The organism is Burkholderia sp. WTPI3 (assembly GCF_021483755.1).
Lineage (GTDB): Bacteria > Pseudomonadota > Gammaproteobacteria > Burkholderiales > Burkholderiaceae > Burkholderia.
The window spans coordinates 1-26,731 of the sequence record NZ_JAGIXF010000027.1; the positions used below are offsets into that span (position 1 = coordinate 1).

General features: G+C 66.5%; 26 protein-coding genes, 2 tRNA genes and 1 pseudogene. 16 read left to right on the forward strand and 13 right to left on the reverse strand.

The window, feature by feature from the left end:
* Positions 1-70: 70 nt before the first annotated feature.
* The 5 genes from J7024_RS16725 to fdxA all read right to left on the reverse strand — a co-directional run bounded on the left by J7024_RS16725 (position 71) and on the right by fdxA (position 2,275).
* The gene (locus J7024_RS16725) at positions 71-973 is read right to left on the reverse strand and encodes an AraC family transcriptional regulator (protein WP_175751070.1); all 903 of its coding nucleotides are present in this window, start codon (positions 971-973) and stop codon (positions 71-73) included.
* Between the two features lie 61 nt (positions 974-1,034).
* Positions 1,035-1,520 (reverse strand): CreA family protein, encoded by a 486-nt coding sequence (locus tag J7024_RS16730; RefSeq protein WP_175751071.1) that lies wholly within the window; start codon positions 1,518-1,520, stop codon positions 1,035-1,037.
* A 107-nt stretch (positions 1,521-1,627) separates the two neighbouring features.
* Positions 1,628-1,703, reverse strand: a tRNA-Asn gene (locus tag J7024_RS16735).
* Positions 1,704-1,772: 69 nt separating this feature from the next.
* Positions 1,773-1,848 (reverse strand) — tRNA-Asn (locus tag J7024_RS16740).
* A gap of 103 nt (positions 1,849-1,951) precedes the next feature.
* The gene (gene fdxA / locus J7024_RS16745) at positions 1,952-2,275 is read right to left on the reverse strand and encodes a ferredoxin FdxA (RefSeq protein WP_059235411.1); all 324 of its coding nucleotides are present in this window, start codon (positions 2,273-2,275) and stop codon (positions 1,952-1,954) included.
* Positions 2,276-2,553: 278 nt separating this feature from the next.
* Between fdxA and pncB the strand changes: the two genes are divergently transcribed.
* The 5 genes from pncB (at position 2,554) to J7024_RS16770 (ending at position 8,520) form a co-directional block, all read left to right on the forward strand.
* Positions 2,554-3,750: a nicotinate phosphoribosyltransferase gene (gene pncB / locus J7024_RS16750; RefSeq protein ID WP_124829305.1), complete on the forward strand. Its 1,197-nt coding sequence runs from the start codon at positions 2,554-2,556 to the stop codon at positions 3,748-3,750.
* A gap of 86 nt (positions 3,751-3,836) precedes the next feature.
* On the forward strand, positions 3,837-4,499 hold the full coding sequence (locus J7024_RS16755; RefSeq protein WP_124829304.1) for a LutC/YkgG family protein: 663 nt from the start codon (positions 3,837-3,839) through the stop codon (positions 4,497-4,499).
* Positions 4,500-4,542: 43 nt separating this feature from the next.
* Positions 4,543-5,973, forward strand: a complete 1,431-nt coding sequence (locus J7024_RS16760; protein WP_234745314.1) for a sodium:proton antiporter — start codon at positions 4,543-4,545, stop codon at positions 5,971-5,973.
* 82 nt (positions 5,974-6,055) lie between these two features.
* A complete protein-coding gene (locus J7024_RS16765; protein ID WP_124829302.1) occupies positions 6,056-7,045 on the forward strand; it encodes a 2-hydroxyacid dehydrogenase in 990 nt (329 codons plus the stop codon).
* The gene (locus tag J7024_RS16770; protein WP_124829301.1) at positions 7,042-8,520 is read left to right on the forward strand and encodes a DNA recombination protein RmuC; all 1,479 of its coding nucleotides are present in this window, start codon (positions 7,042-7,044) and stop codon (positions 8,518-8,520) included. Before J7024_RS16765 ends, J7024_RS16770 begins: the two co-directional genes overlap by 4 nt.
* Positions 8,521-8,610: 90 nt before the next feature.
* Here the strand turns inward: J7024_RS16770 and J7024_RS16775 are convergent, their stop codons facing one another.
* From J7024_RS16775 to J7024_RS16800, 6 genes and pseudogenes are all read right to left on the reverse strand, one after another.
* Entirely contained in the window at positions 8,611-9,096 is a 486-nt protein-coding gene (locus J7024_RS16775; protein ID WP_124829300.1) for a GNAT family N-acetyltransferase, read from the reverse strand.
* Positions 9,093-9,368: a hypothetical protein gene (locus tag J7024_RS16780; RefSeq protein ID WP_006476519.1), complete on the reverse strand. Its 276-nt coding sequence runs from the start codon at positions 9,366-9,368 to the stop codon at positions 9,093-9,095. Before J7024_RS16780 ends, J7024_RS16775 begins: the two co-directional genes overlap by 4 nt.
* A 37-nt stretch (positions 9,369-9,405) precedes the next feature.
* On the reverse strand, positions 9,406-10,701 hold the full coding sequence (moeA, locus tag J7024_RS16785; protein ID WP_124829299.1) for a molybdopterin molybdotransferase MoeA: 1,296 nt from the start codon (positions 10,699-10,701) through the stop codon (positions 9,406-9,408).
* Positions 10,702-10,805: 104 nt separating this feature from the next.
* Positions 10,806-11,423 carry a molybdenum cofactor guanylyltransferase MobA gene (mobA, locus tag J7024_RS16790; protein WP_124829298.1) on the reverse strand — a complete coding sequence of 206 codons (618 nt, stop codon included), beginning with the start codon at positions 11,421-11,423 and terminating at the stop codon, positions 10,806-10,808.
* A gap of 30 nt (positions 11,424-11,453) precedes the next feature.
* Positions 11,454-12,565 (reverse strand): annotated as a pseudogene (gene moaA / locus J7024_RS16795) (GTP 3',8-cyclase MoaA).
* A 132-nt stretch (positions 12,566-12,697) separates the two neighbouring features.
* Positions 12,698-15,859 carry an Rne/Rng family ribonuclease gene (locus J7024_RS16800; protein WP_234745315.1) on the reverse strand — a complete coding sequence of 1,054 codons (3,162 nt, stop codon included), beginning with the start codon at positions 15,857-15,859 and terminating at the stop codon, positions 12,698-12,700.
* A 718-nt stretch (positions 15,860-16,577) separates the two neighbouring features.
* Between J7024_RS16800 and J7024_RS16805 the strand changes: the two genes are divergently transcribed.
* The 4 genes from J7024_RS16805 to J7024_RS16820 are packed head-to-tail and all read left to right on the forward strand — an operon-like array spanning position 16,578 to position 19,659.
* Positions 16,578-17,582, forward strand: a complete 1,005-nt coding sequence (locus J7024_RS16805; protein WP_124829292.1) for an RluA family pseudouridine synthase — start codon at positions 16,578-16,580, stop codon at positions 17,580-17,582.
* Positions 17,583-17,587: 5 nt separating this feature from the next.
* Positions 17,588-18,247 carry an HAD-IA family hydrolase gene (locus J7024_RS16810; RefSeq protein WP_124829290.1) on the forward strand — a complete coding sequence of 220 codons (660 nt, stop codon included), beginning with the start codon at positions 17,588-17,590 and terminating at the stop codon, positions 18,245-18,247.
* On the forward strand, positions 18,244-18,654 hold the full coding sequence (locus J7024_RS16815) for a Rieske (2Fe-2S) protein (protein ID WP_175770317.1): 411 nt from the start codon (positions 18,244-18,246) through the stop codon (positions 18,652-18,654). Before J7024_RS16810 ends, J7024_RS16815 begins: the two co-directional genes overlap by 4 nt.
* Positions 18,655-18,666: 12 nt before the next feature.
* The gene (locus tag J7024_RS16820) at positions 18,667-19,659 is read left to right on the forward strand and encodes a S49 family peptidase (protein ID WP_234745316.1); all 993 of its coding nucleotides are present in this window, start codon (positions 18,667-18,669) and stop codon (positions 19,657-19,659) included.
* Between the two features lie 46 nt (positions 19,660-19,705).
* On the opposite strand, the gene J7024_RS16825 is transcribed toward J7024_RS16820, so the two are convergent.
* Together J7024_RS16825 and J7024_RS16830 are read right to left on the reverse strand one after the other, a co-directional pair.
* Positions 19,706-20,428: an SAM-dependent methyltransferase gene (locus J7024_RS16825; RefSeq protein WP_124829284.1), complete on the reverse strand. Its 723-nt coding sequence runs from the start codon at positions 20,426-20,428 to the stop codon at positions 19,706-19,708.
* On the reverse strand, positions 20,425-21,054 hold the full coding sequence (locus tag J7024_RS16830; protein ID WP_124829282.1) for a Maf-like protein: 630 nt from the start codon (positions 21,052-21,054) through the stop codon (positions 20,425-20,427). The genes J7024_RS16825 and J7024_RS16830 overlap by 4 nt, the downstream gene beginning before the upstream one ends.
* Positions 21,055-21,302: 248 nt before the next feature.
* Between J7024_RS16830 and J7024_RS16835 the strand changes: the two genes are divergently transcribed.
* The 7 genes from J7024_RS16835 (at position 21,303) to acpP (ending at position 26,629) form a co-directional block, all read left to right on the forward strand.
* Positions 21,303-21,938 (forward strand): YceD family protein, encoded by a 636-nt coding sequence (locus tag J7024_RS16835; protein WP_096507534.1) that lies wholly within the window; start codon positions 21,303-21,305, stop codon positions 21,936-21,938.
* A gap of 97 nt (positions 21,939-22,035) precedes the next feature.
* Positions 22,036-22,215 (forward strand): 50S ribosomal protein L32, encoded by a 180-nt coding sequence (rpmF, locus tag J7024_RS16840; protein WP_047900174.1) that lies wholly within the window; start codon positions 22,036-22,038, stop codon positions 22,213-22,215.
* Between the two features lie 129 nt (positions 22,216-22,344).
* A complete protein-coding gene (gene plsX / locus J7024_RS16845) occupies positions 22,345-23,451 on the forward strand; it encodes a phosphate acyltransferase PlsX (protein WP_124829280.1) in 1,107 nt (368 codons plus the stop codon).
* Positions 23,452-24,441 carry a beta-ketoacyl-ACP synthase III gene (locus tag J7024_RS16850; RefSeq protein ID WP_124829278.1) on the forward strand — a complete coding sequence of 330 codons (990 nt, stop codon included), beginning with the start codon at positions 23,452-23,454 and terminating at the stop codon, positions 24,439-24,441.
* Between the two features lie 85 nt (positions 24,442-24,526).
* Positions 24,527-25,459, forward strand: a complete 933-nt coding sequence (gene fabD / locus J7024_RS16855) for an ACP S-malonyltransferase (RefSeq protein WP_234745317.1) — start codon at positions 24,527-24,529, stop codon at positions 25,457-25,459.
* 36 nt (positions 25,460-25,495) lie between these two features.
* Positions 25,496-26,245 carry a 3-oxoacyl-ACP reductase FabG gene (gene fabG / locus J7024_RS16860; protein WP_006752487.1) on the forward strand — a complete coding sequence of 250 codons (750 nt, stop codon included), beginning with the start codon at positions 25,496-25,498 and terminating at the stop codon, positions 26,243-26,245.
* A gap of 144 nt (positions 26,246-26,389) precedes the next feature.
* Complete coding sequence (gene acpP, locus J7024_RS16865) at positions 26,390-26,629, forward strand: acyl carrier protein (protein ID WP_004197638.1); 240 nt, start codon at positions 26,390-26,392, stop codon at positions 26,627-26,629.
* Positions 26,630-26,731: the final 102 nt, after the last annotated feature.

Below are 26,731 nucleotides of genomic sequence, written 5' to 3' on the forward strand. Positions count from 1 at the left end.
CGCGCGCCGATGTCGGCGGCGCGACGTGCGGGCACGGTTTCCCGTGCCGGCGCATGCGCGAATTCGTTCGTCAGCGCGCCTGCCAGCGCCCGGGCGGCACGCCGAACATCCGTTTGAAGTGTCGCGTGAAGTGGCTCTGGTCGACGAAGCCGCTTGCCGCCGCGACATCGGCGACGGGTACGCCTGCGCGCAACGGTGCAAGCGCGCGCTGCAACCGCAACTGGTTGCGCCACGCATGCGGCGGCATCCCGGTCGTACGGGTGAACAGGCGTGCTGCATGGAACGACGACAGGCCGACTGCCTGTGCGACATCGTCGAGCGTCACCGTGCACGTGAGATCGGCCGCGAGCCGTTCGCGCATCGCGTCGACGCGCGGTTCGTCTGCCGCGAGCACCGCCGGTTGCAGCCGCGCGTCGGCATGGCGCGCGATCAGTGTCGACAGCGCGTCGAGCAGCGCCGTTTCGGCGGCGAGCGGATCGTACACGCGCGGCGTGCCTGGTGCGGGATCGTCGGTTGCCACTGGCCCGTGCGCGCCGGATGGCGGCATGGGTTCGCTGCCGGCTTCCATCATCCGGTGCGCGAGCGCGAGGCGCGCCGCGAGATCGGGGTCGCGGATCACGCTGGACGGGAACCAGGGCGCATCCTGCTGGCGACCTGCGATCGCGCTCGCGAGTGCGCGGATATAGTCGACCGGCACGTAGCTGACGCGATAGCACCAGCCCTCGTCGGTCGCGCGCGAGCCCGTGTGCACTTCGCCGGGATTGATCACCGGCACGGTGCCCGTTTCGGCGACATGGCCGCTGCCGCGGCAGGTGTAGCGCTCCGCGCCCTCGAGGATCACCGGAATCGTGTACGCGTCGTGCCAGTGCGGCGCGAACGTATGGTCGCGATAGGTCGCTGTGAGCAGGTCCGCATTCGGCAGCAGCGGCGTGCGCCAGTAGCGTGCGGAATCCGGAAGGCGGGTGGCGGACATGATCGGGCGCGGGAACGGTCGAATCGACAGTGTATCGCTCGCGCGCCTGGCAGGCGCGGGCTTACTTGACCGGGATCGTCGTGCCGGCCGGCATCGGCACTGCGGTGACGGCGTTCTTCGGGCTGCCGCTGACGATGCGGTCGCTGTAGGTCAGGTAGACGAGCGTGTTGCGCTTCTTGTCGACCACGCGCACGACGTGCAGCGTCTTGAAGATGAACGACATGCGCTCGCTGAACACGTCGGTCTGCTGCTTGAGCGGCTCCTTGAAGCTGAGCGGGCCGACCTGCCGGCATGCGATCGACGCTTCGCTTGGATCTTCCGCGACACCGAGCGTGCCCTTGATGCCGCCGGTGCGTGCGCGGGACACGTAGCAGGTCACGCCGCTCACGAGCGGATCGTCGTACGCTTCGACGACCACGCGATCGGAGCCCGTCACGCGGAAATGGGTGTTGACGCTGCCGACTTCCTCCGCGTGCGCGAGCGGGGCGACGGCAAGGGCGGAAAAGAGAAGGGCGAACGGCGTGGCGGAAAGGAGGCTGTGCTTCATCGACGGAACCGGATGCGAATGCGGGACAACGACTCTAGCATGCGCGGCGCTGGCCGACGGGCGCCGAAAAGACAAAAGGCCCGTCGAATGACGGGCCTTTCATTTTCTGGCTCCCCGACCTGGGCTCGAACCAGGGACCTACGGATTAACAGTCCGGCGCTCTACCGACTGAGCTATCGGGGAATAAATCGGTACATCTGCGTGTTGGGTTTCCAACAAAAAACCCGTCCACTTTCAACGGGCTTAGTGTTTTGGCTCCCCGACCTGGGCTCGAACCAGGGACCTACGGATTAACAGTCCGGCGCTCTACCGACTGAGCTATCGGGGAACAAACAACAACAGCAGAGAAACGAGATTGTATGGAGGGTTCGCTAACCTGTCAACCCTTTTGGGCCGCGGCGTACAAAAAAATTTTCGGCGCCGCTGCGCGATCAGCGCTCGAGCAGGTGCAGCTTCTCTTGCACGTCCTTCCACTCGTCCGCGTCGGCCGGTGCCGGCTTGGTCTTCGTGATCGACGGCCAGCCCTTCGCCAGCTCGGCGTTCAGCTCGGTGAACTGCTGCTGGTCGCCCGGAACGTCTTCTTCGGCATAGATCGCATTGGTCGGGCATTCGGCGACGCACACGGCGCAGTCGATGCACTCGTCCGGATCGATGGCGAGAAAGTTGGGACCTTCACGGAAGCAATCCACCGGGCACACATCCACGCAATCCGTGTATTTGCACTTGATGCAGCCTTCGGTCACAACGTGAGTCATTAAAACGCTCCTGCTTGGCGGTATATATGGGGTGGCGTTTGCGCCAAAAGCGGCATTGTAACTGAAGCGCAAAACCCGCATGACGTGGTCGGCTTTCCGGCTTATATCGTTTCGTGATTAGTTTATGGCGTCGGCGGCGAGCGGCGGCAGGATGTGTCGGCCCGACGGGGCGGCCGGGGTTTCACGATGGTCGGGCACGCATTCGGGTAACATGGCCGACAGACCGGGCGGCGCGCGGTGCGCCGGGGCCCGATCACGATATTTGCGGTACCGCAATCATGATCATCACTTCGCTGCTCGACACGGATCTCTACAAGTTCACGATGATGCAGGTCGTCCTGCATCACTTTCCTGCCGCAAACGTCGAATACCGGTTTCGGTGCCGCACGCCCGGCGTCGATCTCGTGCCGTATATCGACGAGATCCGCGACGAGGTGCGCGGCCTCTGTTCGCTGCGCTTCACCGACGACGAGCTCGACTACCTGCGGCGCATGCGCTTCATCAAAAGTGACTTCGTCGACTTCCTTGCGCTGTTCCATCTGAACGAGAAGTACATCTCGATTACGCCGTCGCCGAAGGGCAACGGCGAGATCGACATCGAGATCGTGGGGCCGTGGCTGCACACGATCCTGTTCGAGATCCCGGTGCTGGCGATCGTCAACGAAGTCTATTTCCGCAACACGCAGCGCGAGCCCGACTATCGCGAAGGCCGCGAGCGACTGCGCGAGAAGGTCAAGCTGCTCGGCGCGAAGCCCGAGTTCGCCGACTGCAAGATCGCCGACTACGGCACGCGCCGGCGCTTCTCGAAGGTGTGGCACGAGGAGGTCGCGCTGACGCTGCGCGACGGGCTCGGGCCGCAATTCGCGGGCACGAGCAACGTGTTCTACGCGATGAAGCACGACCTGACGCCGCTCGGCACGATGGCGCACGAATACCTGCAGGCATGCCAGGCGCTCGGCCCGCGGCTGCGCGATTCGCAGACCTACGGTTTCGAGATGTGGGCGAAGGAATACCGCGGCGACCTCGGGATCGCACTGTCGGACGTCTACGGGATGGATGCGTTCCTGAACGACTTCGACATGTACTTCTGCAAGCTGTTCGATGGTGCGCGTCATGATTCGGGCGATCCGTTCGACTGGGGCGAGCGCATGCTGCATCACTACGAAGCGAACCGCTGCGATCCGCGCACCAAGGTGCTCGTGTTCTCGGACGCGCTCGACATCCCGAAGGTCATGCAGCTGTACGAACGGTTCCGCGGCCGCTGCAAGCTCGCGTTCGGCGTCGGCACCAATCTCACGAACGATCTCGGCTACGTGCCGCTTCAGATCGTGATCAAAATGGTCCGCTGCAACGGACAGCCTGTCGCCAAGCTGTCGGATTCGCCGGGCAAGAGCATGTGCGACGACAAGGCGTATCTCGCCTACCTGCGCCAGGTGTTCGGCATCGCGCAGCCGGCCGACGACGCGTCGAAGTAGGCGTCGGCCGAACGGGCAGGTGCGTGGCGGCGAGGGCCGCCGGTATAATCCGACGGTATCGCACGCCAACGTCACGAGGACCGTTCATGGACACTTCCGCTGCCCGTCGCCAGATCCTCGCGCGCATTCGCGCGGCGCAGGGACGCACGGGCGAACCCGATGCAGCGGAGCGCGAAGGCGTCGCCGACTATCTCGCCCGTCATCCCGAGGGGCCGCGTCCGCCGATGCCGGCCGACCTCGTCGCCGCGTTCGTCGATGAAGCTGCGCGTCTGTCGACGACGGTCGACGAAGTCGCGACGCTGGCCGACGCGCCCGCCGCCGCTGGCCGCTATCTTTCCGCCCACGGCCTGCCGATGCAGGCCGTCGCATGGCGCACGCTGTCCGATCTCGACTGGGCAGGCGCCGGCCTGTCGGTCGAGTGCCGAAAGCCGCGCGACGGCGATCTCGTCGGTCTGACGGGTTGCTTCTGCGCAACCGCCGAAACGGGTTCGCTGGTGCTGCTGTCCGGCCCCGACACCTACGCATCGGCGGGCCTCCTGCCGGAGACGCATATCGCGATCGTGCCGGCGTCGCGGATCGTTGCAGGCCATGAAGACGCATTCGCGCTGATTCGCGCGGAGCGGGGCGAATTGCCGCGCGCGGTCAATTTCGTATCGGGCCCGTCGCGCACCGGCGACATCGAGCAGACCATCGTGCTGGGCGCACACGGCCCGTACCGCGTTCACGCGATTGTCGTGCGGGGCGCATGACGCGTCCGTTGCATCCACAGCCATTCATACGAGGAAGTTCTGCATGAAACGACATGCCGCCTGGGCAGGCATGGCATCGGGAGCCGCGCTTGGCGCCGTTCCCGCGCTCGCATCGGCCGCCACGCTCGACGGTGCCACGTTGTCCGCGCTCTGGGGCATCCCGTTCGCCGGGATCCTGCTGTCCATCGCGGCGTTCCCGCTCGTCGCCCCGGTGTTCTGGCATCACCACTTCGGCAAGATCGCCGCCGCGTGGGCCGTCGCGTTCCTGGTGCCGTTCGCGCTCGCGTTCGGCGCGGACACCGCGTTCGGTACGCTGGTGCATGCGCTGCTCGAGGAGTACATCCCGTTCATCGTGCTGCTGACCGCGCTTTACACGGTGGCCGGCGGCATCTGCGTGAACGGCAACCTGCACGGCACGCCGAAGCTGAACACGGCGATCCTCGCGCTCGGCACGCTGCTCGCGAGCGTGATGGGCACGACGGGCGCCGCGATGCTGCTGATCCGGCCCCTGCTGCGTGCGAACGACAACCGCAAGCATGTCGTGCACGTCGTGCTCTTCTTCATCTTCCTTGTCGCAAATGCGGGCGGCTCCCTGTCGCCGCTAGGCGATCCGCCGCTGTTCCTCGGTTTCCTGAACGGCGTGAGCTTCTTCTGGACGACCACGCATCTTGCGCTGCCGATGCTGTTCATCTGCGCGGTGCTGTTGACGCTGTTCTTTGTGCTCGACACGTACTTCTACCGGAAGGGCGGCGAGGAGCGGCCGGACGAGCTCGACCCGACGCCCGACAGCGTGGGGCTGACGATCGACGGCAAGATCAACTTCGTGCTGCTCGCGGCCGTGATCGGCCTCGTGCTGATGAGCGGGATCTGGAAGCCGGACGTCGCGTTCGACGTGTGGGGCACGCACGTCGCGCTGCAGAACCTCGTGCGCGACGTCGCGCTCGTCATCGTGGCGCTCGCGTCGCTCGCGCTGACGCCGCGTTCGGCGCGCGAGGGCAACGCGTTCAACTGGGCGCCGATCGAAGAGGTCGCGAAGCTGTTCGCGGGGATCTTCGTGACGATCTCGCCCGTGATCGTGATCCTGCGCGCGGGTGCGGACGGCGCGTTCGCGCAGATCGTCCATCTCGTCACGGGCCCCGACGGCAAGCCGATCGACGCGATGTACTTCTGGGCGACGGGCGTGCTGTCGTCGTTCCTCGACAACGCGCCGACCTACCTCGTGTTCTTCAATCTCGCGGGCGGCGACGCGCAGTCGCTGATGACGACTGGCGCGACGACGCTCGCCGCGATTTCCGCTGGGGCCGTATTCATGGGCGCGAACAGCTATATCGGCAATGCGCCGAACTTCATGGTGAAGGCGATCGCGGAATCGCGCGGTGTGAAGATGCCGAGCTTCTTTGCGTATCTCGGCTGGTCGCTGGTCGTACTGATGCCGGTGTTCCTGCTGACGTCGTGGATCTTTTTCGCGGCGTAGGACTGACGATTTTCAACCAAGCGCGGGCGGTCCCGGCGGCACACGGCGTGCCGCGTTCCGGCTGTGGCATGTGGAGATGACGATGCAGAAGATCCTGGTCGCACGTCCGATTTTTCCGGACGTGATCGAGCGGCTCAAGCAGTATTTCGAAGTCGAATGGAATAACGGCGACGCGCTCGCCCCCGATGCGCTCGCCGCGCGTCTTGCCGACAAGGACGGCGCGCTGACGGCCGGCGATCCGGTCGGCGCGGCCGTGCTCGCGGCGGCGCCGCGCTTGCGCGTCGTGTCGAACATGGCAGTCGGCTACAACAACTTCGACATGGCCGCGTTCAACGCGGCGAACGTGCTCGGCACCAACACGCCCGATGTGCTGAACGAGTCGACCGCGGATTTCGGCTGGGCGCTGATGATGGCCGCCGCGCGACGAATCGCCGAATCCGAGCACTGGCTGCGGGCCGGGCACTGGCGGAAGTGGGCGTACGACGGCTTTCTCGGCAGCGACATTTACGGGTCGACGCTGGGCGTCATCGGGATGGGGCGTATCGGCCAGGCGCTCGCGCGCCGTGCGCGCGGTTTCGGGATGCAGGTGATCTATCACAACCGCTCGCGGGTCGCGCCCGACATCGAGACTGAATTGAATGCCGAATACGTGTCGAAGGATGCGCTGCTGTCGCGTGCCGATCACGTCGTGCTGGTGCTGCCGTATACGAAGGAGAACCATCACACGATCGGCGCGGCCGAACTCGCGAAGATGAAGCCCACCGCGACGCTGACCAACATCGCGCGCGGCGGCATCGTCGACGACGCGGCGCTGGCCGCTGCGTTGCGCAACGGGACGATCGCCGCGGCAGGCCTGGACGTGTATGAAGGCGAGCCGAGCGTGCATCCGGCGCTGCTCGATGTGCCGAACGTCGTGCTGACGCCGCACATCGCGAGCGCAACCGAAAAGACGCGCCGCGCGATGGCGAACCTCGCGGCCGACAACCTGATTGCCGCACTGGGCGAAGGGCCGCGCGCGGGCCAGCCGCCGAATCCGATCAACCCGGATGTGATCGGGAAGCCGCGCGCATGACGACGACGTTGTTGCTGGCGGCGATCGTCGTGCTGGCCGTGGCGCTGGCGGTGGCGGTCGTCGTGATCGTGCGCGGGGGCGGAGGTCACGACGATGCAGCCGTGCTCGGCGACCAGATCGAGGACGCCGCGCATGCGCAGGCGCGTGCGGTCGAGCGGCTCGAACGCGAGTTGCGTGGCGAGATCGTCGAGAACGCGCGCGGCTCGCGTACCGAGCTGGCCGGCAATTTCTCGCAGCTTCAGCAGACGCTCGCGACGCAGTTAACGAGCATCGCGACCGTGCAGAACAACCAGATCGAGGGCTTCGCGCAGCAACTCGGCAAGCTCGTCGCCGGCAACGCGCAGCAGTTCGACGCGATGCGCGAAAGCGTGCAGCGCCAGGCGCAGCAGGCGCGCGAAGAGCAGACGGTCGCGCTGCGGCTGTTCGGCGACACGCTGAACCGCCAGCTCACGCAGCTGACCGAAGCAAACGACCGCCGGATCGGCGAAGTGCGCGCGACGCTCGAACAACGGCTGAAGGAAATCGAGACGAACAACGCGGCGAAGCTCGAGGAGATGCGCCGCACCGTCGACGAGAAGCTGCACGCGACGCTCGAACAGCGGCTCGGCGAATCGTTCAAGCTCGTGTCGGACCGGCTCGAGCAGGTGCACCGCGGGCTCGGCGAGATGCAGACGCTGGCGGCCGGCGTCGGCGACCTGAAGAAGGTGCTGACCAACGTGAAGACGCGCGGCACGTGGGGCGAGGTGCAGCTCGAGGCGCTGCTCGAACAGATGCTCACGCCGGACCAGTACGCGAAGAACGTTGCGACGGTGCCCAAGAGCAGCGAGCGTGTCGAGTTCGCGATCCGGCTGCCGGGTCGCGAGGGCGGCACGCGCGACGCGCCGCCGGTGTGGCTGCCGATCGATGCGAAATTTCCGCGCGAGGATTACGAGCGGCTGATCGATGCGCAGGAGCGTGCCGATTCGGCGGCGGTCGAGGAAGCTGCCCGTGCGCTCGAAGCGCGCGTGCGGATGGAGGCGCGTACGATCGCCGAAAAGTACGTCGCGCCGCCGCATACGACCGATTTCGCGCTGCTGTTCCTGCCGACCGAGGGACTCTATGCGGAGATCCTGCGTCGCCCGGGGCTGACGGATCTGCTGCAGCGCGACTATCGCGTGACGGTAGCCGGCCCGACGACATTGACCGCGCTGCTGAACAGTCTGCAGATGGGGTTCCGCACGCTCGCGATCGAGCAGCGCTCGAGTGAAGTGTGGCAGGTGCTCGGCGCGGTGAAGACCGAGTTCGGCAAGTTCGGCGATGTGCTCGCGCGCACGAAGGCGCAGCTCGAAACGGTCACGCGCTCGATCGAGGCGGCCGAGCAGCGCACCCGTGTGATGAACCGCAAGCTGAAGCAGGTCGAGGCGTTGCCCGGCGACACGGCGGCCGGGCTGCTCGGGTCGGAGGGTGCGGACGGCGCCGATGCGGACGACGCATGACGTACGTGGCCAGAAACCGGCTGCAAAAGAAAACGGGCGCCGTGGCGCCCGTTTTCTTTTGCAGCGGCGCCCGGCATGGCCGGGCCGCGCTCAGTTACCGGCGAGCGTGTCCAGTGCGTCGCCCGTCACGCGCACGATGCGCCATTCCGGCAGCACGGTCGCGCCCATCTTCTCGTAGAAGTCGATCGCCGGCTGGTTCCAGTCGAGCACCGACCATTCAAAGCGACCGCAGCGACGCTCGACGGCCAGCGCCGCGAGGTGCCGCAGCATCGCGGTGCCGAGACCCGTGCCGCGCTGCGACGGCTGCACGTACAGATCCTCGAGATAGAGGCCGCGACGGCCGAGGAACGTCGAATAGTTGTGGAAGAACAGCGCATACGCGACGATCGCGCCGTCGCGCTCGGCCACGAGCGCCTCGGCAGCGGGCCGTTCGCCGAATAGCGCGTCGGCCAGGTCGGCGTCGGTCGCGACGAACAGGTGTGCAAGTTTCTCGAAGTCGGCCAGTTCGCGCATCAGCGCGAGGATTGCGCCGACATCACGGGCGTCGGCCGCCCGGATCAGCGGCGTGCCGCTCATGCTTCCTCCGGCGGATCGGACAGCACGATCTCGATGCCGCCGAAGCGCGATGCGACCCAGTTGTACGCGTGGCATGCGATCCACAGCAGCACGAAGCCGAGGATCGCGTTCAGCAGCAGCGCGCTCAGGATCGTGCTCAGCTCGACCATCCCGTAGCGGATGTATGCGACCAGAATGCCGAGCAGCACGATCGGCACGCTGAACGTCAGGTAGACGAGGATCAGCGCCTTCGCGGTCTGCCCCGCGGCGATCGACGAGATTTGTTTTTTCATGTGCGGATTGCCCCCGTAGAGATATACCGATTGGAATTCAGATCAGGCCGTCGAGCGGCAGGATGTCGACCGGGGCGCCCGCGTCGACCGCCGCGGTATCGTGGCCCAGGACGATGAAACAGTTGGCGGCCGCGAGGCCGCTCAGCGATGCCGAGCTCTGCGAGCCGGTCGGCACGACGTGCCACTGGCCGTCGGCGGCGCGCGTCGCGATGGCCCGTAGGTACTCAGTGCGGCCCGGGCGCTTTTTCAGTGCCTGCATGCTGAGTGCCGTGTACATCGCCGTCGGCGGCGCGTGCGCACCGGCCAGCATCAGCAGCGCGGGGCGCACGATGGCGTAGAACGTCACGGCGGATGCGACCGGATTGCCGGGCAGCCCGAAGAACAGCACGTGGCCGGCGCCATCGGCGGCGCGCGCGAGCGTGCCGCACGCGAGTGGACGGCCGGGCCGCAGAGCAAGGCTCGCGAACGTGACGTCGCCGAGGCGCGCCATCACGTCGCGCGTGAAGTCGGCTTCGCCGACCGACACGCCGCCCGACGTGATCACCGCGTCGGCCTGTGCGGCGACCGCGTCGCTCAACGCGCGTTCGAGCGCGGCCGGATCGTCGCGGACGATCCCGAGATCGACGGCGTCGATGTGCAGCCGCTCGAGCATCGCGACCAGCATTCCGCGATTGCTGTCGTACAGTGTGCCGCGGCCGAGCGGTTCGCCGGGTTCGCGCAGTTCGTCGCCGGTCGAGAACACGGCGACGCGCACGCGGCGGCGCACCGTGACTTCGGTCAGGCCGAACGATGCGAGCAGGCCGAGATCGGACGGACGCAGGATGCGGCCGGCGGCGAGCGCGCACGCGCCGCGCGCGAGGTCCTCGCCGGCCTTGCGGCAGTTTGCGCCGCGTGCGGCGTCGTGCGCGGCGAAGCGGATGACGTCACCGTCGATCCGAACGCGTTCCTGCGGAATGACCGTGTCGCATCCGGCCGGCATCGGCGCGCCGGTCATGATGCGGATGCATGCGCCGGCTGCCACGGCGCCGTCGAACGGATGGCCGGCGAACGCGGTACCGGCGATCGTCAGCGTGACGTCGCCGGGCGATGCGGGCGCGCTTGCGCTGCCGTCGAACGCATAGCCGTCCATCGCCGAGTTGTCGTACGCGGGAATGTCGAACGGCGCATTCACGTCGGCCGCGAGCACGCGGTCGAGCGCGTCGTGCAGCGATACCGTGTCGCAAGCATCGACCGGCACCGCGAAACGGCACGCGAGTGCCTGCGCGTCGGCGAGCGACAGCGGGGCAGCGGAATCGGGTGCGGTTCGGGAAACGGGCGGGGGTTGCTTGATCATCAGTCGGACTGCGCCGCAAGGCGTATCGGGTTCGTGGCCGGTGGCGCGAAGAGGGCGCCTGAGCGCGCAGGCGCATGCGGCGGGCGGGAACGATGCCGGTGCCGTCAGCGGCGGGCGAGCGCGGCGAGTTCCTGCCAGGAGTTGGCATTGTAAAACGCACGCTCGTCGCGAAACTCGACTTCGACCGTCTTGTGGCGTGCGTACCACGCACGCACCTTGCGCTCGCCGGTCGCGAGCCCGACGGCGAGATCGTCGGCGAGCGACGTGCGCAGCAGTGCGAAGGTCGGTTGCGGCGAGCGCGCTTGCAGCGCGTCGACGGTCACTGCCATTGCGATGTCGGCTTGTTGCGCGTCGAGCGCCGCGCGCAACTGCGCGACGAGGTCGGTTGGCAAATACGGCGTATCGCAGGGCGAGCACGCCACGAGCGGCGTGCGTGCCGCCCGCATGCCGGCAAGCAGGCCCGCGAGCGGGCCGGGGAAATCGGGTGTTTCGTCGGGCACGATGCGCGCGTCGAACGGTGCGCCGAGCTCGGCGTAGCGATCGGCATTGCGATTGGTGCTGATCAGCGTCTCGTCGACCTGCGGCGACAGCCGGCGCAGCACGTGCAGCGCGAGCGGCGTACCGTCGAGCAACTGCAGGCCCTTGTCGGCGCCGTCCATGCGCGTCGCCCGCCCGCCCGCGAGCAGCAGGCCGGTGATGGAGGGCGCGTCGGAAGCGGGCATCGTCGGGAAAATCGGGGGCGGGCGGCGCGGTCAGCCGCCGATGTAGGACATTTCGACACGCTTGCCGTCGCCGTTGGGGGCGACGTCGCCGGCCGCGCTGCCGCGCAACTGCGAATAGCGGTCGGTGCGGGCCTGCCAGATCCGGGCAATCGCGGTCGCGATCTCGGCGTCGCTGCACCGCCGCGCACCAGCGCGCGCAGATCGTGGCCTCCCGACGCGAACAGGCACAGGTACAGCTTGCCTTCGGTCGACAGTCGCGCGCGCGTGCAGTCGCCGCAGAATGCCTGCGTGACGCTCGAGATCACGCCGATCTCGCCGCCGCCGTCCGCGTAGCCCCAGCGCTGCGCGGTTTCGGCCGCCGTGTGCGGCTCGAGCGGCACCAGCGGGAATCGTTCGGCGATCCGCGCGATGACGTCCGCGGACGGCAGCACTTCGGTCATGTTCCAGCCGTTCGACGTGCCGACATCCATGTATTCGATGAAGCGCAGGATCACGCCGGTGCCGCGGAAGCGCTCGGCCATCGGCAGGATCTCGTCGTCGTTGGTGCCGCGCTTCACGACCATGTTGACCTTCACCGGTGCGAGGCCCGCGGCCTGCGCGGCGAAGATGCCGTCGAGGACGTCGGCGCTCGCGAAGTCGGCGTCGTTCATGCGTTTGAACAGCGTGTCGTCGAGCGCATCGAGGCTGACCGTCACCCGTGTGAGCCCGGCGTCCTTCAGCGCGCGCGCCTTGCGGGCGAGCAGCGAGCCGTTGGTCGTCAGCGTCAGGTCGAGCGGGCGACCTTCGTGGGTCGTCAGGCGCGCGAGGCGCTCGATCAGGAATTCGAGGTTCTTGCGCAGCAGCGGTTCGCCGCCCGTGATACGGATCTTCTCGACGCCGTGTGCGACGAAGAGCCGCGCCACGCGCTCGATTTCTTCGTGCGTGAGCAGCGCGCTGTGCGGCAGGAACGGGTAGTCCTTGTCGAATACGTCGCGCGGCATGCAGTACACGCAGCGGAAGTTGCAGCGGTCCGTCACCGAAATGCGCAGATCGCGCAGCGGCCTGGCGAACGTGTCGGCCAGGGCGCCGTCAGGGGTATGCGCGACGCCGGAGATATCCGGCATCCCGCTGACGTCGGCGAGGGGAATGATGCGTCGGGACATGTTGAAAGAAGTGCGAGCCAGACCTCTATTTTAGCCGCAAGCGGCTGGCCGGGCCGGTGGGCGGAAACCCGCAGCGCGGAAATGAAAAAGCCCGCCGGAGGCGGGCTCTTTCTGGTCGGTGCGCTGCGCCGCTTAGCGGTGCGACGTTTCGACCTGCTGCATCGGGGTCGAGTCGACCGGCGGCAGTGTCTTGCGCTCGCGCGGCACGCGGGCTGCACGCGGCAGGCGCGAGGCGGCTTCCTGCGCCGCGCGGAACTTGTCGGCGTCCGTGTTCACCCACACGAGGCCGGCTTGTTTCAGCACGACATCGAGGCTCGCCGAAGCGGGCGCTGCGGCCGGTTGCGAGGGAGCCGGTGCCGGTGCCGCAACCGCTTCGGCCGGTGCGGCTTCGACCGGTGCGGCTTCGACACGAACCGGTTCGACAGTTACCGGAGCGACAGTTACCGGAGCGACTTCGGCTGCAACGACCGGTGCCGGTGCGGGCTGCTCGACGGGCGCGGGCTGCTGCGCTTCGACGGCAGTCGGTGCGGCCGGCACTTCGAACGCATCGGTAGGCGAAACCGCGACCGGAGCCGGGCCGGCTTCCTCGGCGGCAGCCGGTGCGACCGGTGCCGGTTCGGCGGCCAGGGCGACCACGGCGGGCTCGACCGGAGCAACCGGCGTCGCTTCGACGCGAACCGGTGCCGGTTGCGGCTCGACCGCGGCCGGTTCGGCACGCTGCTCGACGGCTGCGTCGGCAACGGCGGCGCCTGCTGCGGCAACGGCTGCCACGGCAACCGGTGCGGCCGTATGGGTCGGCTCGATCGCAGGCGACGCTTCCGTTGTCACGACCTGCTCGGCGGCTTCGCCGTGCATGCCCTGGTCGACGACTGCGCCTTCGTCCTCGCGTTCGCGGCGACCGCCACGGCGGCCGCGGCGGCGGCGGCGACGTTCCTCGCCGTCACGTGCGCCAGCTTCCGCATCGGCAGCCACATCGGCGCCCGGCAGGGCGGTTGCGGCTGCTTCGTCGGCTTCCGACTCCGGATGGTTCTCGCCACGGGTGACGGTTTCGAGCGTGGCCGCATGCTGCGTCGGCTTGCGGCGTTCGCCGCGTTCGCGACGCTCGCCACGTTCCTGGCGCTCGCCACGGCCGGCTGCGTCGGCGGCTTCCGGCTGCTCGGCGCGTTCGCGCGGCTCGCGGTTCTCGCGGTTCTCGCGCGGCTCGCGAGGTTCGCGGTTTTCACGCGGCTCGCGCGGTTCGCGACCTTCACGCGGGCCACGGCCCTCACGACCTTCGCGGTTTTCACGCGGTTCGCGAGCGTCGCGCGGCTCACGACCCTCACGGCCTTCACGCGGTTCACGCGGCTCGCGCACTTCCTTGCCTTCGCGTTCCAGGCGTTGCGGCTGGCCGCGGCCTGCCGCAGCCTGGTCGCGACCACCCTGAGCCTGCTGGGTGCCGCCACGACGATTGCGGTTGCGATCGCCGCCGCGCTGGTCCGATTTCTCGGTCCGCTCGCGGGCCGGACGGGCAGCCTGTTCCTTCACCGGTGCCGGTGCAACCGGCGCGGGTGCCGGAGCCGGCGACATGCCGAACAGACCCTTCAGCCAGCCGATGAAGCCGCCGCTTGCCGCGGCGACCGGTGCCGGTGCAGCAACCGGCTCGGCCGGGCGCTGGGGTGCCGGGCTCGGAGCCGGCCGCTCGGGCGTGATGCCCTTGACCGCCGCTTCCTGCTTCGGCTTCACGTCGGCTGCGCGCTTGCTGTAGCCGGTTTCCGACTCCAGTTCGCGGGCGGCTTCCTCGGCCATCTTCCAGGACGCGCGCGGATCGTCGAGGCGTGCGTCGTCATGGCGCAGGCGCTCGAGCTTGTAGTGCGGCGTATCGAGGTGCTTGTTCGGGATCAGCACGATGCCGACCTTGAAGCGCGACTCGATCTTGTTGATTTCCTGACGCTTTTCGTTGAGCAGGAAGGCGGTCACCTCGACCGGCACCTGGCAGTGGATCGCCGCGGTGTTTTCCTTCATCGCCTCTTCCTGAATGATCCGCAGGACCTGCAGCGCGGACGATTCGGTGTCGCGGATGTGGCCGGTGCCGTTACAGCGCGGGCACGTCACGTGGCTGCCTTCCGACAGGGCCGGGCGCAGCCGCTGGCGCGACAGTTCCATCAGGCCGAAGCGCGAGATCTTGCCCATCTGCACGCGGGCGCGGTCGTGCTTGAGCGCGTCCTTCAGGCGTTGCTCGACTTCGCGCTGGCTCTTGGCCGACTCCATGTCGATGAAGTCGATCACGATCAGGCCGCCGAGGTCGCGCAGGCGCAGCTGGCGGGCCACTTCGTCCGCCGCTTCGAGGTTCGTGCGGGTTGCCGTTTCCTCGATGTCCGCACCCTTGGTCGCACGCGCCGAGTTCACGTCGATCGCGACGAGCGCTTCGGTGTGGTCGATCACGATCGCGCCGCCCGACGGCAGCGGTACCGTGCGCGAGTACGCGGTTTCGATCTGGTGCTCGATCTGGAAGCGCGAGAAGAGCGGCACGTCGTCGTGGTAGCGCTTCACCTTCGACACGTTGTCCGGCATCACGATGTCCATGAACGCACGGGCCTGATCGTAGATCTCGGTCGTGTCGATCAGGATTTCGCCGATATCGGGCTGGAAATAGTCCCGGATCGCGCGGATCACGAGGCTCGATTCCAGATAGATCAGCATCGGCTGGCCGGAATTCCCGCTTTGCGACGCTGCTTCGATCGCGCGCCACAGTTGCAGCAGGTAGTTCAGGTCCCACTGCAGTTCCTCGGCGCTGCGGCCGATGCCCGCGGTACGGGCGATCATGCTCATGCCGTCGGGAATCTGCAGCTGCGCCATGGTTTCGCGCAGTTCCTGGCGCTCGTCGCCTTCGATCCGGCGCGACACGCCGCCGCCGCGCGGGTTGTTCGGCATCAGCACCAGATAACGGCCGGCGAGCGAGATGAACGTCGTAAGGGCGGCGCCCTTGTTGCCGCGTTCTTCCTTTTCGACCTGGACGATCAGCTCCTGGCCTTCGCGCAGGGCATCCTGAATGCGCGCGGAGCGCATGTCGATGCCTTCCTTGAAGTACTGGCGGGCGACTTCCTTGAACGGCAGGAAGCCGTGGCGGTCTTCGCCGTAGTTGACGAAGCACGCTTCGAGCGACGGCTCGATGCGGGTCACGACACCCTTGTAGATATTGCCTTTGCGCTGTTCGCGCCCGGCTGTTTCGATGTCGATGTCGATGAGCTTTTGCCCATCGACGATGGCGACGCGCAGCTCCTCCTGCTGCGTCGCATTGAACAGCATGCGTTTCATGAACGACTCCAGGCGACTCTGCTGCCGGCGCCTCGCGGTTGTCGCGAGGACGGAAACGGCGGCAGGCCGCACCTTGTTGTGTTGTCACAAGCACGCTGGAGCGGGAAGGATGGCGGGGAGAATTGCCTGAAGAGGCGCTTGGGCCCGAAAGACGGGGCCGGCGGCCATAGGGCACCTGCGAACACGGCTTCAAAGCACGGCGTCCACACACCGCACGCTGCGAAAGCGCGCTAAGCCTGAGACCGGCATTGCCACGGGGCGCGCGCAATGCGTCGCGCGCGCCGACGGGCGGCAGATGCTGCGGCTTGGGCCGCAGCGGGGAGTATCGAATCCTGCCCGACTTTCCCGCCTGGGGTGTACTTCCCTGGTTTGACGTCGCCAAGCCCCGCACGCTTCGCGGGGCCAAATCGGGCGCAACGCCGTAATTTTCGCAACCGGCAGCCTGCGGACGCACTTCGCGCCGTCGGGCTACCGATCAAATTCTTTTCAACCAACTTTCCGTTACCGCGGCGCGTTGCCGACCGAATCCGCCTGTGGGCGCGATCCTTGCCGACGGGCTGCGCCGTGCGTGCAACTTGCTGCATCTCTTTGATCAGGGGTGAGCAGCAGACCCCCGGCGCAAGTAAAATAACGGTTTCCGCTTGCGCCTTGCCCGACTCGGTCGGGGCCGGCCTGTCAGGCCACCCTCAACGTCCGGCTGGGCAAAATTATATTCAGTATGAATGAGTTAGGCAAAATATCCCAGAATTCAGTCGCAAGCGGCCAGGTATCGATGATCCAGATCGACGAAAACTCGGCCGGTCAGCGGATCGATAACTTTCTGTTGCGCGTCTGTAAAGGCGTGCCCAAGAGCCACATTTACCGAATCCTGCGCAGCGGGGAAGTTCGGGTAAACAAGGGGCGGGTCGATGCGCAGTATCGTCTCGCGTTCGGCGACATCGTCCGCGTGCCGCCCGTGCGGGTGGCTGCAGCCGACCTCGCGCGCGCCGACACACCGATCGTGCCGCCCGCGCAATTCGACGTGCTGTACGAAGACGACGCGATGCTCGTCATCAACAAGCCGGCCGGTGTCGCAGTGCATGGCGGCAGCGGCGTCGCGTTCGGCGTGATCGAGCAGATGCGCCAGGCGCGCCCGCGCGCGAAATTCCTCGAACTCGTGCACCGGCTCGATCGCGAGACGTCCGGGATCCTGATGCTCGCAAAGAAGCGCACTGCGCTTGTCGGCCTGCACGAACAGATCCGCGAAAACCGGATGGACAAGCGCTACTTTGCGTGCGCGCACGGCGAATGGCAGCCCGACTGGGGTCGTCGCCGCGCGGTGAAGGTGCCGCTGTTCAAGTATTCGACCCCGGAAGGGGAGCGGCGCGTGCGCGTCCAGGACGACGGTCTGCCGTCGCACACCGTATTCAACCTGCTCGATAGCTGGCCGGACTACGTGCTGGTCGAGGCGGAACTCAAAACGGGTCGGACCCATCAGATTCGTGTGCACCTCGCGCATCTCGGCCTGCCGATTGCCGGCGACGCCAAGTATGGCGATTTCGCACTGAACAAGGCGCTGGCGCGCGCGAATGCGCAGCCGTCGCTGAAACGGATGTTCCTGCATGCGCATCGGCTTCGGCTGGCCCACCCGCTGTCCGGCGAGGCGCTGCAGTTCGACGCGCCGCTGCCGGACGAATGCCGGCGCTTCCTCGACCAACTCAGCGCTCTGCGCGATACCGCCTGAATCGCATGGCCCGACAGCAATTTGATCTGATCGTCTTCGACTGGGACGGCACGCTGATGGATTCGACTGCGCACATCGCGCACAGCATCCAGGCCGCCTGCCGCGATCTCGGTCTGCCCACGCCTTCCGACGAGGCGTCCCGTTACGTGATTGGTCTCGGCCTGCGCGATGCGCTGCAGATTACCGCTCCGACCCTCGATCCGTCCGACTATCCACGGCTGGCCGAGCGCTATCGCTATCACTATCTGCTGGACGACCAGCGCATCGAGCTGTTCGCCGGTGTGCGCGAACTGCTCGCCGAGTTACGCGACACGGGCTACCTGCTCGCGGTCGCGACCGGCAAGGGTCGGGTCGGGCTGAACCGCGTGCTCGACCAGTCGAAGCTGACGAGCCTGTTCGATGCGACGCGCTGCGCGGACGAGACGTTCTCGAAGCCGCATCCGGCGATGCTGCACGAGTTGTCGCGCGAACTGGGGCAGGATCTGGCGCGCACGGTAATGATCGGCGACACGACGCACGACCTGCAGATGGCCGCAAGCGCGGGGGCCGCGGGCATCGGCGTTTCGTACGGCGCACACACGGCCGACGCGCTGGCTGCGCTGACGCCGCGTTTCGTCGCGCCGGACGTCGTCGCGCTGACGGCGTGGCTGCGGGAGCACGCATGAGCGCGGCGCCCGACGCCGTGCGCGTATGTGCATCCGACGCGCTGACGGACGGCGGAGCCGGCGTGCGCGTCGATGCGACGCTGCGCGGCGAGCAGGCCGTCGTATTCTTCGTGCGCTACGATGGTCGCGCGTACGGCTACCTGAACCGCTGCGCGCACGTGCCGATGGAGCTCGACTGGGCCGAAGGGCAGTTCTTCGAATCGTCCGGCCTCTATCTGATGTGTGCGACGCACGGTGCGATCTATGCGCCGGACACCGGCAAGTGCGTCGGCGGCCCGTGTCGCGGCGGACGCCTGCGGCCGGTAGATGTGGACGAGCGCGACACGTCCGACGGGCGTGCGGTATTCTGGGTGCCCGATGCGGACCTGCATCCCGCCGCGCCGGTTCCCCCCGCCACGACCGACTGACGACAACATTGCATGGCCGACCAACCGAATTTCCCTGATTCCTCGTCCCGTCCCGACAGCCGTGAACCGAACTGGGAGCGCGCCGCGCTCGAACGGATCGCGCTCGCGGCCGTGAAGGAACAGCGTGCGGCGCGGCGCTGGAAGATCTTCTTCCGTTTCGCGTTCCTCGGTGTATTCGTGCTGCTCGCGTTTGCGCTGATCGATTTCTCGAGCGACTCGAAGTTTTCGTCGAGCGGGCGGCACACGGCACTCGTGACGATCGACGGCGAGATCGCGGCCGGCACCAACGCGAACGCCGACGACATCAATACCGCGCTCGATGCAGCATTCGACGACGACGGCACGGCCGGCGTCGTGCTGCGGATCAACAGCCCCGGCGGAAGCCCGGTGCAGGCCGGCATGGTCTACGACGAGATCCGGCGGCTGCGCGCGAAGTACCCGGACAAGCCGCTGTATGTCGTCGTGACCGACATGTGCGCATCGGGCGGCTATTACATTGCGTCGGCCGCCGACAAGATTTTCGTCGACAAGGCGAGCATCGTCGGTTCGATCGGCGTGCTGATGGACGGTTTCGGTTTCACGGGCCTGATGGGCAAGCTTGGCGTCGACCGGCGCCTGCATACGTCGGGCGAAAACAAGGGCTTCTACGATCCGTTCTCTCCCGAGACGCCGAAGATGGATGCCCATGCGCAGGAACTGCTCGACCAGGTCCATGCGCAGTTCATCAAGGCCGTGAAGGATGGCCGCGGCAAGCGGCTGCATGAAACGCCCGACATGTTCTCGGGGCTGTTCTGGACCGGCGAGAAGAGCGTCGAACTCGGACTCGCGGACGGCTACGGCACGACGGACACGGTCGCGCGCGACGTGCTGAAGGCACCCGACCTCGTCGACTACACGGTGAAGGAAAGCCTGACGAACCGCGTCGCACGCAAGTTCGGTGCGGCCGTCGGCGGCGCTGCGATGAAGGCGCTCACAGCGGGCGGCACGTCGTTCAGCCTGCGCTGAGCGGCGAACGGGGCGGAACGACCCGTACCGCCGCTGGCTTCCCGCCTCAGTTTGCGAGCAGCAGGAAGATGGCAGGGCGCTTGTGCAGATTCGGTGCAGGCGCCTTTTTCCAGTCCGCCACCGAACGGCTGGCGATCGTCTCGGTATCGAGGGTCAGATCGGCTGCGACACAGATCTGCGTCGACGGCGCACATGTCGCGACCAGCGTGTCGAGCATCGCGTGGTTCCGGTACGGCGTCTCGATGAAGATCTGCGTCTGGCGTGCCTTGCGTGACAGTTGTTCCAGCTCGCGCAGACGTTTCGCGCGCGCCGCCGCATCGACCGGCAGATAGCCGTTGAACGCGAAACTCTGGCCGTTCAGGCCCGATGCCATCAGCGCGAGCAGGATCGAACTCGGCCCGACCAGCGGCACGACCTTCACGCCGCGCTCGTGCGCGCGGCGCACCAGCAGCGCGCCGGGGTCGGCCACGGCAGGGCAGCCGGCCTCGGACACGAGCCCCGCGTCCGCGCCGGCCAGTACAGGAGCGAGCAGCCGGTCGATCTCGCCGCCCGGTGTGTTGACGTTCAGCTCGCGGATCTCGATTTCCTGAATCGGCCGCGTCGTGCCGATCTTCTTCAGGAACGCGCGGGTCGTTTTCGCGTTTTCGCCGATGTAATAGCCGAGCGTGCCGGCACGGGCCTGCACGGCGGCGGGCAGCACCGCGGCGAGCATCGATTCGTCGCCTTCGCCAAGGGTGTTCGGGACGAGGTAGAGCGTGCCGGCGGTCATGCGCGGTCTCCGTGGTTGGCGAACAATGGATAGCCTGCAGCGCGCAGCATTCGCGTGAGCGCGATCAGCGGCAGGCCGACAAGTGCGGTGGGATCGTCGGAGTCGATCGCGTCGAGAAGCGCGATGCCGAGCCCTTCGGATTTTGCGCTGCCGGCGACGTCGTACGGCGTTTCCGCGCGGAGATACGCGTCGAGTTCGGCCTCGGGCAGCGAGCGAAAGCGCACGTGCGTGACGACGTCCTCGGTTTGCGTCTCGCCGGTGCGGCTGTCGTACAGGCTGAGCGCACTGTGGAACTCGACATCGCGACCCTGCATCGACATCAGTTGCGCGAGTGCGCGCTCATGCGTGCCGGGCTTGCCGATCTGCAGTCCGTCGAACGTTGCGACCTGGTCCGACCCGATCACGAGCACGCCGTCCGGCGCGTCGAGCGTCGCGGCGACGGCGCGTGCCTTCGCACCGGCGAGGCGCAGCGCGGTCGCGGCCGGCGTCTCGCCGGCGAGCGGGGTTTCGTCGAGATCGGGCGACACGACGTCGAACGGCATGCCGAGGCGCTCGAGGAGCGCGCGGCGGTATCGGGAACTGGAGGCGAGAATCAGCCGCGGCGGGCGGCAAACGGTATCCGGCATGGTCGGTTGGGTCGGTGAGTCGTCAGGTGTGGCGCGGCGTTGCGCGGACGCAAGCTTAAGTGATTGACCGCAAAAGGTAAAACAGGTATGCTTTCCCGCTTTTCGTCGGCAGGCTTTCGTTGTGGTGGCGCCTGCCGGGTCTTCGGAAGTAAAGTACGAACCGTGCGCGGCGGTATATCACCCAGGTGAGCGCGTACGTGAGCGGTGCCAAGCCGGATCCGCAAGTCAGCCTGTAGGCAGGAGCGCATATGAACACTTCTTCTGGCAAGCCTGCGGCATCGCTTGATCCGCACGCGGTCGACCTGTTCGAATTCGCCCGCAGCGGGCGGCAGGCAGCAGGCGCGGTGCGTCTTTCGCAGCTGCCGCGCATGTTAAACGAAGTGCCGGCGGACGCGCCAGATCGCGACACGGTCTTCACGTGGCAGGCCGAAGGGTTCACCCAGAAGGAGTTGCAGGACGATGGCGCCGATGGGCAGCAGCCGTATCTGCGTCTTGCGGTGCACGGCCATGCGTGGCTCACTTGCCAGCGCTGCATGACTCCGTACGACCAGACGTTCGACGTCGACATGACGTACCGGGTCGTCGCGACCGAAGAAGAAGCTGAAGAATTTCCGCTCGACGACGATGAAGCCGATGTGATCGTGGGCTCTCGCCAGTTCGATCTCGTCGACTTGATCGAAGAGGAATTGCTGCTTTCGTTGCCGCTCGTGCCCAAGCACGAGGTTTGCCCGGCAGTTCACGAAAGCCTCGTGTCGGGCGCGAGCGGTCCTTTGGAAGACGCGGACGATGAGTCCGGGGAAGCCGGGGACGAAGGCAAACGGCCGAATCCGTTCGCAGCGCTGGAAGCGTTGAAGAAGGACGGGGACGGCAGCAAGAAACACTAAGCAGTTGTGGCGCGGGAAGGCGTAGGGCTTTGGGCCAGGGTAGTTAAGCGCCGGATCGGGCTGTGTTAGAATCCGGAAAATTATTTAGGAGTTAGTCATGGCAGTCCAGCAAAACAAGAAGTCGCCGTCGAAGCGCGGCATGCATCGTTCGCACGATTTCCTGACGGCGTCGCCGCTGGCAGTCGAGCCGAGCACGGGTGAAGTGCATCTGCGTCACCACGTCAGCCCGAACGGCTACTATCGCGGCAAGAAAGTCGTCAAGACGAAGAACGACTAAGCGTCAAGTCACGCGTTGCGCGCTACGATCGCCGTTCGCGTGACAACTGGTTCGCTTGACACTTTCCTGGCTCAACAAAAAGGCGGCATTCAACTGCCGCTTTTTTGTGCCTGAAATTCGTCGCATTCCATGACCGTAAAGCTCACAATCGATTGCATGGGAGGCGACCACGGCCCGTCCGTGACCGTTCCCGCGGCAGTCAAGTTCGTCCGCGCGCATCCTGATGCGCACCTGATGCTCGTCGGCATCGAAAGCGCGATTCGCGCTCAGTTGAAAAAGCTGAAAGCCCTCGACGATCCCGCGCTGACCGTCGTGCCCGCCACAGAAGTCGTGGCGATGGACGACCCTGTCGAAGTGGCGCTGCGCAAGAAGAAAGATTCTTCGATGCGCGTCGCGCTCAACCACGTCAAGGAAGGCGCGGCCCAGGCCTGCATCTCCGCCGGCAATACCGGCGCGCTGATGGCCGTTTCCCGTTATGTGCTCAAGACGCTGCCCGGCATCGAGCGGCCTGCGATCGCGTTCGCTTTGCCGAACCCGACCGGCTACACGATGATGCTGGACCTCGGCGCGAACGTCGACTGCGAGCCGCAGCACCTGCTGCAGTTCGCGGAGATGGGGCATGCGCTCGTCGCCGCGCTCGAAGGCAAGGAGCGTCCGACGATCGGCCTCTTGAACATCGGCGAAGAGGTCATCAAGGGCAACGAGACGATCAAGCGCGCAGGCGAACTGCTGCGCGCCAGCACGCTGAATTTCCGCGGCAACGTCGAAGGCAACGACATCTACAAGGGTACGGTCGACGTGATCGTCTGCGACGGCTTCGTCGGCAACGTCGCGCTGAAGACGTCCGAGGGGCTCGCGCAGATGCTGTCGGACATCATCCGCGAGGAGTTCGGCCGTTCGCTGATGTCTAAGTTCATGGCGCTGCTCGCGCTGCCGGTGCTGATGCGTTTCAAGAAGCGCGTCGACCATCGCCAGTACAATGGCGCGGCGCTCCTGGGACTGAAGAGTCTCGTGATCAAAAGCCACGGTTCGGCCGATGCCTACGCGTTTGAGTGGGCGATCAAACGCGGGTATGATGCCGTCAAAAACGGCGTGCTGGAGCGCCTCACGCGCGCGATGGCGGACAATTCGGTGTCGCTCGGCGACGGCGAACACGACGCAGGCAGCGCGGGCCAGGCGAGCCCGGCGGCAGGCCATCACGCTGAACCTTCCGCTGCGCAATCCTCTAAAGCATAAATGGCCCAATCGACTCTCTATTCCCGCGTGCTCGGCACGGGTAGCTATCTGCCGCCCGACCGCGTCACGAACCAGCAGCTCGCCGAGCGTCTCGCAAAGGAAGGCATCGAGACGAGCGATGAGTGGATCGTTGCGCGCACGGGCATCCATGCGCGCCATTTCGCCGCACCGGATGTCACGACGAGCGATCTCGCGCTCGAAGCGTCGCGGCGCGCGATCGAGGCGGCCGACATCGATCCGCAGTCGATCGACCTGATCATCGTCGCGACTTCGACCCCCGATTTCGTGTTCCCCAGCACGGCTTGCCTGCTGCAGAACAAGCTCGGGATCAAGAACGGCGGCGCGGCGTTCGACGTGCAGGCGGTGTGCTCCGGCTTTGCCTATGCGATGGCGACGGCCGACAGCTTCATCCGCAGCGGCCAGCACCGCACGGCGCTGGTGATCGGCGCGGAGACGTTCTCGCGCATTCTCGATTTCAAGGACCGCACGACCTGCGTGCTGTTCGGCGACGGCGCGGGCGCGGTGATCCTGTCCGCATCGGAAGAGCCCGGCGTGCTCGGCAGCGCACTGCACGCCGACGGCAGCTATTCGCACATTCTCTGCACACCGGGCAACGTCAATCGCGGCGTGATCGACGGCAGCGCGTTCCTGTACATGGACGGGCAAGCCGTGTTCAAGCTCGCGGTCAACGTGCTCGAGAAGGTCGCGATCGAGGCGCTCGCCAAGGCGAATCTCGCACCCGAGCAAGTCGACTGGCTGATTCCGCACCAGGCCAACATCCGCATCATGACCAGCACCTGCCGCAAGCTCGGCCTGCCGCAGGAGCGGATGGTCGTGACGGTCGATCAGCACGGCAATACGTCGGCTGCATCGATCCCGCTGGCGCTCGACACGGCGGTGCGCGACGGTCGCATCCAGCGCGGTCAGCACGTGCTGATCGAAGGTGTCGGCGGCGGCTTCACCTGGGGCGCATCGGTCTTCCGCTTCTGATCCGCAGCGCGCGTTTGCCGCGCGCGGATCCCGAACCGGCGCGCCGTTCGCGCGCGCCGTCCGAATCGATTCAATTGGGGACGATATGAAATTTGCATTCGTTTTTCCGGGGCAGGGCTCGCAGTCGGTCGGCATGCTCAATGCATTCGCCGATCTGGCCGTCGTACGCGAGACGCTTCAGGAAGCATCCGATGCACTCAATCAGGATCTCGGCAAGCTGATCGCCGAAGGTCCGGCCGAAGAACTGAATCTGACCACCAACACGCAGCCCGTGATGCTGACGGCCGCGTACGCGTGCTACCGCGCATGGCAGCAGGCAGGCGGCCCGGCACCGTCGATCGTCGCGGGCCACAGCCTCGGCGAATACACGGCGCTCGTCGCGGCCGGCGCGATCGCGTTCAAGGACGCGGTGCCGCTGGTGCGCTTCCGTGCGCAGGCAATGCAGACGGCCGTGCCGGTTGGTCAGGGCGGCATGGCCGCGATCCTCGGTCTCGATGACGACACGGTACGCGCCGTGTGCACCGAAGCCGCGGAAGCGGGCGTCGTCGAAGCGGTGAACTTCAACGCGCCGGCGCAAGTCGTGATCGCGGGCGCGAAGGCGGCCGTCGAGAAAGCGTGCGAGATCGCGAAGGCGAAGGGCGCGAAGCGCGCGCTGCCGCTGCCGGTCTCGGCACCGTTCCACTCGTCGCTGCTCAAGCCGGCGTCCGATCAACTGCGCGACTATCTTGCGAACGTCGACGTGAAGGCGCCGCAGATTCCGGTCGTCAACAACATCGACGTCGCGGTGGTCAGCGATCGGTCCGCGATCAAGGACGCGCTGGTGCGCCAGGCAGCGGGTCCGGTGCGCTGGGTCGAGTGCGTGCAGCACATCGCGGGCACGGGCGTCACGCACGTGATCGAATGCGGTCCGGGCAAGGTGCTGGCAGGCCTGACCAAACGCATCGACGGCAACCTGGTCGGCGCATCGGTGTTCGATCCGGCGTCGCTCGAAGAAGCGCTCAAGCTGGCGACCGCCTGACGCGGCGCCTTTCCTCAAGAGACGGATATTCGATTCATGGAAAAGACTCTCGATAAACAGGTTGCGATCGTGACCGGTGCATCGCGCGGCATCGGCCGGGCGATTGCGCTCGAACTGGCGCGCCTGGGCGCGACGGTGATCGGCACGGCGACGAGCGAATCGGGCGCTGCCGCGATTACCGCCGGGTTTGCGGAAGCGGGCGTGACGGGCCGCGGCGCGGTGCTGAACGTCAACGACGCGGCGGCAGCCGAGGCGCTGATCGACGCGACCGTGAAGGAATTCGGTGCGCTCCACGTGCTCGTCAACAACGCCGGGATCACGCAGGACCAGCTCGCGATGCGGATGAAGGACGAGGACTGGGACGCGGTGATCGACACCAACCTGAAGTCGGTGTTCCGCCTGTCGCGCGCGGTGCTGCGCCCGATGATGAAGGCGCGCGGCGGCCGCATCATCAACATCACGTCGGTGGTCGGCTCGGCCGGCAACCCGGGCCAGGCCAACTACGCGGCCGCGAAGGCCGGTGTCGCGGGCATGACCCGCGCGCTTGCGCGCGAAATCGGCAGCCGTGGCATCACTGTGAACTGCGTCGCGCCGGGCTTCATCGATACCGACATGACGAAGACGCTGCCGGAAGAACAGCAGGCAGCGCTCAAGACCCAGATTCCGCTCGGCCGCCTCGGCAGCCCGGAAGACATCGCCCATGCCGTCGCGTTCCTTGCATCGCCGCAAGCCGGTTACATCACCGGCACGACGCTGCACGTGAACGGCGGCATGTACATGTCGTAACGGTTTTCGTTTACCATCCGCGCCGTATCCCGTTTTTCAGGCGGACCGGCGCTTGATCGACCATCAAGCCAACGCGCGTTTTGGCGTCAGCAAACCTGATAAAATGCGCGCACTTGTAAATTTGAACTTTCCCTCGGAGGGGTAATGGACAACATCGAACAACGTGTCAAGAAGATCGTCGCTGAACAACTGGGCGTCGCTGAAGCCGAGATCAAGAACGAAGCTTCGTTCGTGAACGACCTGGGCGCGGACTCGCTCGACACGGTCGAACTGGTGATGGCTCTGGAAGACGAGTTCGGCATGGAAATCCCGGACGAAGAAGCAGAGAAGATCACGACGGTTCAGCAAGCGATCGACTACGCTCGCGCAAACGTCAAGGCGTAAGCGCGCTTCGCGCTCGTCTGCCACGTCGCCGCGATCTTCGCGTTTGACGCGCCATCCTGCCGGCAACCGCGCCGGACGGACTAACAGCCACAGGGCTCGCAG

Coding starts and splice junctions, on each gene's coding strand:
- J7024_RS16850 (WP_124829278.1), top strand. CDS start 23,452: ATGGCCCAATCGACTCTCTATTCCCGCGTGCTCGGCACGGGTAGCTAT.
- J7024_RS16810 (WP_124829290.1), top strand. CDS start 17,588: ATGGCCCGACAGCAATTTGATCTGATCGTCTTCGACTGGGACGGCACG.
- J7024_RS16820 (WP_234745316.1), top strand. CDS start 18,667: ATGGCCGACCAACCGAATTTCCCTGATTCCTCGTCCCGTCCCGACAGC.
- acpP (WP_004197638.1), top strand. CDS start 26,390: ATGGACAACATCGAACAACGTGTCAAGAAGATCGTCGCTGAACAACTG.
- J7024_RS16765 (WP_124829302.1), top strand. CDS start 6,056: ATGCAGAAGATCCTGGTCGCACGTCCGATTTTTCCGGACGTGATCGAG.
- J7024_RS16835 (WP_096507534.1), top strand. CDS start 21,303: ATGAACACTTCTTCTGGCAAGCCTGCGGCATCGCTTGATCCGCACGCG.
- J7024_RS16725 (WP_175751070.1), bottom strand. CDS start 973: ATGTCCGCCACCCGCCTTCCGGATTCCGCACGCTACTGGCGCACGCCG.
- fdxA (WP_059235411.1), bottom strand. CDS start 2,275: ATGACTCACGTTGTGACCGAAGGCTGCATCAAGTGCAAATACACGGAT.
- plsX (WP_124829280.1), top strand. CDS start 22,345: ATGACCGTAAAGCTCACAATCGATTGCATGGGAGGCGACCACGGCCCG.
- J7024_RS16775 (WP_124829300.1), bottom strand. CDS start 9,096: ATGAGCGGCACGCCGCTGATCCGGGCGGCCGACGCCCGTGATGTCGGC.
- J7024_RS16825 (WP_124829284.1), bottom strand. CDS start 20,428: ATGACCGCCGGCACGCTCTACCTCGTCCCGAACACCCTTGGCGAAGGC.
- J7024_RS16780 (WP_006476519.1), bottom strand. CDS start 9,368: ATGAAAAAACAAATCTCGTCGATCGCCGCGGGGCAGACCGCGAAGGCG.
- J7024_RS16755 (WP_124829304.1), top strand. CDS start 3,837: ATGGACACTTCCGCTGCCCGTCGCCAGATCCTCGCGCGCATTCGCGCG.
- J7024_RS16830 (WP_124829282.1), bottom strand. CDS start 21,054: ATGCCGGATACCGTTTGCCGCCCGCCGCGGCTGATTCTCGCCTCCAGT.
- mobA (WP_124829298.1), bottom strand. CDS start 11,423: ATGCCCGCTTCCGACGCGCCCTCCATCACCGGCCTGCTGCTCGCGGGC.
- rpmF (WP_047900174.1), top strand. CDS start 22,036: ATGGCAGTCCAGCAAAACAAGAAGTCGCCGTCGAAGCGCGGCATGCAT.
- fabG (WP_006752487.1), top strand. CDS start 25,496: ATGGAAAAGACTCTCGATAAACAGGTTGCGATCGTGACCGGTGCATCG.
- J7024_RS16730 (WP_175751071.1), bottom strand. CDS start 1,520: ATGAAGCACAGCCTCCTTTCCGCCACGCCGTTCGCCCTTCTCTTTTCC.
- J7024_RS16760 (WP_234745314.1), top strand. CDS start 4,543: ATGAAACGACATGCCGCCTGGGCAGGCATGGCATCGGGAGCCGCGCTT.
- J7024_RS16800 (WP_234745315.1), bottom strand. CDS start 15,859: ATGAAACGCATGCTGTTCAATGCGACGCAGCAGGAGGAGCTGCGCGTC.
- J7024_RS16805 (WP_124829292.1), top strand. CDS start 16,578: ATGAATGAGTTAGGCAAAATATCCCAGAATTCAGTCGCAAGCGGCCAG.
- moeA (WP_124829299.1), bottom strand. CDS start 10,701: ATGATCAAGCAACCCCCGCCCGTTTCCCGAACCGCACCCGATTCCGCT.
- J7024_RS16770 (WP_124829301.1), top strand. CDS start 7,042: ATGACGACGACGTTGTTGCTGGCGGCGATCGTCGTGCTGGCCGTGGCG.
- fabD (WP_234745317.1), top strand. CDS start 24,527: ATGAAATTTGCATTCGTTTTTCCGGGGCAGGGCTCGCAGTCGGTCGGC.
- J7024_RS16815 (WP_175770317.1), top strand. CDS start 18,244: ATGAGCGCGGCGCCCGACGCCGTGCGCGTATGTGCATCCGACGCGCTG.
- pncB (WP_124829305.1), top strand. CDS start 2,554: ATGATCATCACTTCGCTGCTCGACACGGATCTCTACAAGTTCACGATG.